Origin of the sequence: Mesorhizobium sp. M4A.F.Ca.ET.050.02.1.1 (assembly GCF_003997725.1) — a bacterium.
Taxonomy (GTDB): Bacteria; Pseudomonadota; Alphaproteobacteria; order Rhizobiales; family Rhizobiaceae; genus Mesorhizobium.
In genome coordinates this window covers 1-5317 of record NZ_RZSG01000416.1, presented here as the reverse complement: position 1 = coordinate 5317, position 5317 = coordinate 1, and the positions used below count along the sequence as shown (strand labels likewise).

General features: G+C 65.3%; 4 protein-coding genes. 1 reads left to right on the top strand and 3 read right to left on the bottom strand.

What is annotated here, in order from left to right; genetic code table 11:
* From EOA33_RS23180 to EOA33_RS23175, 3 genes are all read right to left on the bottom strand, one after another.
* Positions 1-2971, bottom strand: a 2971-nt coding sequence (locus EOA33_RS23180; RefSeq protein ID WP_127406686.1) for an acyl-[ACP]--phospholipid O-acyltransferase, incomplete at its 3' end; no start/stop codon positions are given.
* Between the two features lie 95 nt (positions 2972-3066).
* Positions 3067-3234 (bottom strand): hypothetical protein, encoded by a 168-nt coding sequence (locus tag EOA33_RS39210; RefSeq protein WP_189375389.1) that lies wholly within the window; start codon positions 3232-3234, stop codon positions 3067-3069.
* Between the two features lie 280 nt (positions 3235-3514).
* On the bottom strand, positions 3515-4261 hold the full coding sequence (locus EOA33_RS23175) for an IclR family transcriptional regulator (protein ID WP_127406685.1): 747 nt from the start codon (positions 4259-4261) through the stop codon (positions 3515-3517).
* 157 nt (positions 4262-4418) lie between these two features.
* Here EOA33_RS23175 and EOA33_RS23170 point away from each other — a divergent pair.
* On the top strand, positions 4419-5317 hold an 899-nt coding region (locus tag EOA33_RS23170), incomplete at its 3' end, for a transaminase (protein WP_245482415.1).

Below are 5317 nucleotides of genomic sequence, written 5' to 3'. Positions count from 1 at the left end.
CCCGCAGATAGCCTGACATGCCATTCGGGCCGCGCACGTGGAGCCGCCCGCCATTTTCGACGCCGGGCACCGGATCCAGCCGATACTCCATGCCGGGCATGATTTTGCCGACGCTGCCGGACCGGTTGTACATCGGCGTGTTGATGGAGATCACCGGCGCCGCCTCGGTCACGCCGTAGCCCTCGAGGATGCGCAGGCCGAACTTCTCCATATAGGTCATGCGCGTCGCCGCCTTGACCGGCTCGGCGCCGGCAAAGCAGTAGCGCACCGAGCGGAAGTCGTAAGGATGCGCCGTGCGCGCATAGCCTGAGAGGAACGTGTCGGTGCCGAAGATGATCGTCGCATTCGACGCGTAGACCAGTTCAGGCACGATGCGGTAGTGCAGCGGCGAGGGGTAGAAATAGACCGGCACGCCCGAGATCAGCGGTAGCACCGTGCCCGCCGTCATGCCGAAGGAATGGAAGATCGGCAGGACGTTGAACACCTTGTCGCCCGAGTGGAAGTCGATGCGCGAGGCGGCCTGGGCGGCGTTGGCGAGGATGTTGCGGTGGGTAAGCACCACGCCCTTCGGCGTGCCTTCGGAACCGGAGGTGAACAGGATCACCGCCGCGTCGTCGGGCTTGCGGGCGACGCGCGGTGTGGTCTTGCGCAGTAGCCCGAGCAGCTTGTCCTTGAGGCCGATGCCGGCCCGCAGGTCGTCGAGCCAGACGATCTCCACCGAGCGGCCGATTTCCTCGACGACCGCGCCGAGCTTGGCCTGTTCGACAAACGCGCGGGAGGTGAGCACGGTCCGCACCTCGGCGGCCTTGCAGGCGGAGAGGATGTTCGCCGCACCCGCGGTGAAGTTGATCATCGCCGGCACCTTGCCGGCCGACATGACGCCGAGCAGCGTCGCGCATGCGCCGTTGGCATTGGGCAGCATAATGCCGATTGTCTGCTGGCTGGCATAGAGGTGCTCGAACTTCTCGCCGAGCACGGCGGCAGCCGTCAGCAGCTTGCCGTAGCTCAGCGAGCCGGTGACCGGGTCCTGCACGGCGAGCTCTTTCATGCCGCGCTCGTTCGCCGTCAGGATGATTTTCTCAAGCACCGTCTTGTCGATGTCCTCGGTGCGGAAGACGAGATCCGACATCACCTGATAGAGGGCGGCGCCCGCCGCGGTGCGACGCTGGCGGCCCTTGAACTCCTGCGGAACTTCGAGCTTCACCGGTTCCAGGATGGTCACCTTGACCTTCGGGAACAGGCGGCGGCGCACGTGCTGCGACGTCAGCCGCGAGAAGTAGCTCTTCTCCAGCCCGTCGATGCGCACCGGCACGACCATCGAGCCGGTCTTGTCGGCGACCATGGCGGCGCCGTCATAGACCTTCATCAGGCCTCCGGTGACGGTGATGCGGCCTTCGGGGAAGATGACCAGCGGATCGCCGCCCTGCACGATCTTGATCAGCGTGCGGGTCGACATCGGCTTGGCCGGATTGAGCGGCAGGGCGCGGGCGAGCTTCAGGAACGGCTTCATCCACCAGGCCTGCGCGATGGTGTGGTCGATGGCGAAGACCGGCTCCTCGTCGGTCAGCGTCAGGGCCAGCGGACCATCGAGGAAGCTGACATGGTTGAGCGCCAGGATCGGCGCCGGGCCGGCGGCCTTGAGGTTGTCCAGCCCCTCGACCTCCAGATGATGGAAGGCGCGGAACAGGATGGAGACGAAATCGCGGAAAGGATTCGTCGGCAGGTATTTCAGCATCAGCCAGGCGGCGACGGCATTGACCACGGCAAGGCCGGCCAGCACGCCGGCGATCGAGACGCCAGCGCCTTGGATGGCGGCGACGATGCCGCCGCCGAGGGTCATGAAGCCGGCGCTGACGACATTCACCGCGGCGACGACACGGGCGCGCCGGTCCTCCGGCGCCCAGGCCTGCACGGCCGCGAAGGTGGGAACGACAAGGAAGGCACCGGCGATCGCCAGGCCGGCGAGATCAATGGCGACTCGGATGGTGTTCGGGCCAGAGAAGAAGGCGCTGAGCGTCTGCGCCTGGGCGGAGGCCTGAAGGCCCCACACGCTCCAGGCGAGGTCCAGCCCGAACACGGCCATCAGCGCGGTGCCGACAGGGGCGGGCAACAGCACCATGCGTCCCTGCGACATCCAGGCGGCGATGGCCGAGCCGATGGCGACGGCGACCGCGAAGACCGCCAGATAGGCGGTCACGGCGATCTCGGTGCCGCCGAGCGAATTCTTGACCAGGGTTGGCAGGATGGAAAGGACGATGGCGCCGACCAGCCAGAACCAGGACGCCATCAGCGCCGCCCGCCAGATGCGTTGGTTGGTGCGCAATTCGCTGACCAGACGCCAGGTAGAGCGCAGGACATTCTTGTCGATCACCAGGTTCGGCGCGGCCGCACCGGTCGCCGGGATGTAGCGGCTGACGAGCCAGCAGCCGACGGCAAGCGCCATCATGATCGGTCCGAACACCGCAACGCCGATGCCGTCGGCGGAGACGACGCCGCCGGCGATGGTGCCGCCGAGGATGGCGGCGAAGGTGGCCGACTCGATCCAGGCGTTGGCGCGCGGCAGTTCCTTGCGCTCGAGGTGATCGGGCAGGATGCCGTATTTGATCGGGCCGAACAGCGCCGAAATCACGCCGAACAGGAACAGCGCCGTGAGCAGCACCGGAATGGACGACAGCGCGATGCCGATTACGGCCAGCAAGGCGGCGCCGATCTCGACGAACTTCAGCCTGCGCGCCACGAAAGCCTTGTCGAAGCGGTCGGCGATCTCGCCGCCAAGCGCGGACAAGAGCAGGAAGGGGGCCATGAAAATGGCGCCGGCCAAGGTCACCAATGACGCCGCCTGGTCCGCGGCAAGGGTGAAGAGGATGAGGAACACCAGCGTGTTCTTCAGGAAGTTGTCGTTGAAGGCGGACAGGAACTGCGTCCAGAAGAGAGGCGCAAAGCGCCGCGACATCATCAGATGGGTGTTCATGGCAAGTTCCATTGGGCAAGGCCATCGAGCAATCCGAGATGGATCGGTCAGCGGTTGCTTGCGCGGTTTGAGCCTCGTTTTAAGCGGGAAGCCGGTTAAACTTCGTTACTGCGGTTGATATCCATCATCAGCTTTTCGGTCTTGGCGCCTTGCAGCCTGTTGATGAACCGGCCCGTTTCCTCCGCGTCACGCAGCGTCTTGGTGATGGCGATGGACGTTTTCCAGGCACTCGACTGGTTGGAAACATAGCTGTTGATGGCCATCGATATGATCCTTTCGTTTCAGGGTTAAGCCGGGTCGGCGCTGGCTGGTTTCAGGGCCGGATACAATCAGCAGGCTTCGTCATCCTCTTCGCCGCCCATTTTCCATGAACGATGTTCATAACGCAATATAGCACATTGTGAACGGCGTTCAAAAGAAAAGTGAACAACGTTCAAAGTTTCAAATGAAGGCGACAAGAGGGGGGCTTCGCCTGGTTCGGCGACCGCGACCAATGAGCGGCAGCCGCGAGTATGGCGAGTTCAGCCTCGCCGATGCGGGATGTCACGCCTCGCCGGTCAGCCGTGCCGCAATCAGGCGCGCCGCCGTGACCGCAGCCTCGCCCTGTTTGGCCGCGACCGCATCGTCGACGCGGGATACGGGGGACGCCACCGCCAGCGCGCCGATCGGTTGGCCGTCGGCGCCGAGGATCGCGGCGCCGATGCTGTGCACGCCTTCCTCATAGCCCTGCGAGCTACGCGAATAGCCGCTTGCGGCGGCAAAAGCGATGGCTTTGGCCAGCGTGTCCGGTCCTGTCACCGTATGCGCGGTGAAGGCCTGCAAGGGCTTCTCCAGATAGGCGCTGACCACTTGCAGCCGCGACGCGGCGAGGAAGGCGATGCCGGAGGCCGTGCCGTGCAGTGGCAGGATCTGGCCGACGTCGACATTGACGCGGTTGGCCTTCGCCGACAGTTCGACATGCACGGTGAGCAGCGCGCCAGCGCTGAACTCCGACAGATGCACGGTCTCGCCGGTTTCGAGCGACAGCTCCCGCGCCACCGGCGCCGCCACGCGCACGAAAGGGAAATGCGCGTCGCGGATGCGGGCCAGCCGCGACAGGCCGGCGCCCAGCCGGTAGCGGCGGCTTTGCGGCTCCTGCTCGATCAGCCGATGGTTGGCGAGCGCCATCAGCAAACGCCGGGCTGTCGCCTTGTCGAGGCCGGCCTTGCGGGCGAGGTCGGACAGCCCGATCTCCGGCTCGTCGAGCGTGAACAGCTCCAGCAGCGAGACCGCCTTGCCCACCGTGCTCATGATGCATTCTCCAAGATAGTTCGCATGTGAATTAACTTGACAGCAGCCGAGGTAGCCTGCAGTTTGTCTATAACATGCAAAACGATGGTTCAAATAGTGAACCGACAAGAAAATCATCTTGTGCCCAACTGACGGCACACAAGGGAGGCTTCGCCCCGTGACGGCTGCCAAAAACGCTTTGCATTCAAAGACAACCGGCGACCTGCTCGACCGCGAGCAACAGCGCTTCCTCGAAACCCACCCGCGCTCGGCGGCGGCGTGGGAAGAGGGCAAGAGGCATTTCCTCTATGGCGGTCCCTCGCACTGGATGCGCCGCTGGGCCGGCGGTTTCCCGGTCTATGCGGCGTCGGCCAGCGGCGCCCACATAAGCGACATCGACGGCCACGACTATGTCGACTTCGCCCTTGGCGACACCGGCGGCATGTGCGGCCATGCGCCGGAGGCGGTCACCCGCGCCGCCCTTCGCCAGTTGCGGAACGGCACCACGATGATGCTGCCGACCGAGGACAGCCTCTGGGTCGGCGCAGAGCTTACGCGCCGCTTCGGCCTGCCTTACTGGACGCTCACCACCTCGGCCACCGACGCCAATCGCGGCGCCATCCGCATTGCCCGCATAATCACCGGCCGCGACAAGGTGCTGGTCTTCTCCGGCTGCTATCACGGCGGCGTCGAGGAGGCGCATGTCGAGATCCGCGACGGCCGCGTCGGCCTGCGCAACACGATCCATCCCAACGGCGTCGACCATTCCGCCGTCTCCAGGGTTGTCGAGTTCAACGACGTCGCGGCGCTGGAGGAGGCGCTTTCAGCTGGCGACGTCGCCTGCGTGCTGACCGAGCCGCTGATGACCAATTTCGGCATGATTCCGGTCGCCGACGGGTTTCACCAGGCGCTGCGCGAGATCACCCGCCGCACCGGCACGGTGCTGATCATCGACGAGACCCACACCATCTCCAGCGGGCCGGGCGGCTACACCGCTCAGCACGGGCTGGAGCCGGATATGCTGGTTGCCGGCAAGGCTATTGCCGGCGGCATCCCGGCCGGCGTCTTCGGCGTCTC

Bases quoted from the DNA above. Each gene is read 5' to 3' on its own strand.
- EOA33_RS39210 (WP_189375389.1), bottom strand. From the start codon at position 3,234: ATGGCCATCAACAGCTATGTTTCCAACCAGTCGAGTGCCTGGAAAACG.
- EOA33_RS23175 (WP_127406685.1), bottom strand. From the start codon at position 4,261: ATGAGCACGGTGGGCAAGGCGGTCTCGCTGCTGGAGCTGTTCACGCTC.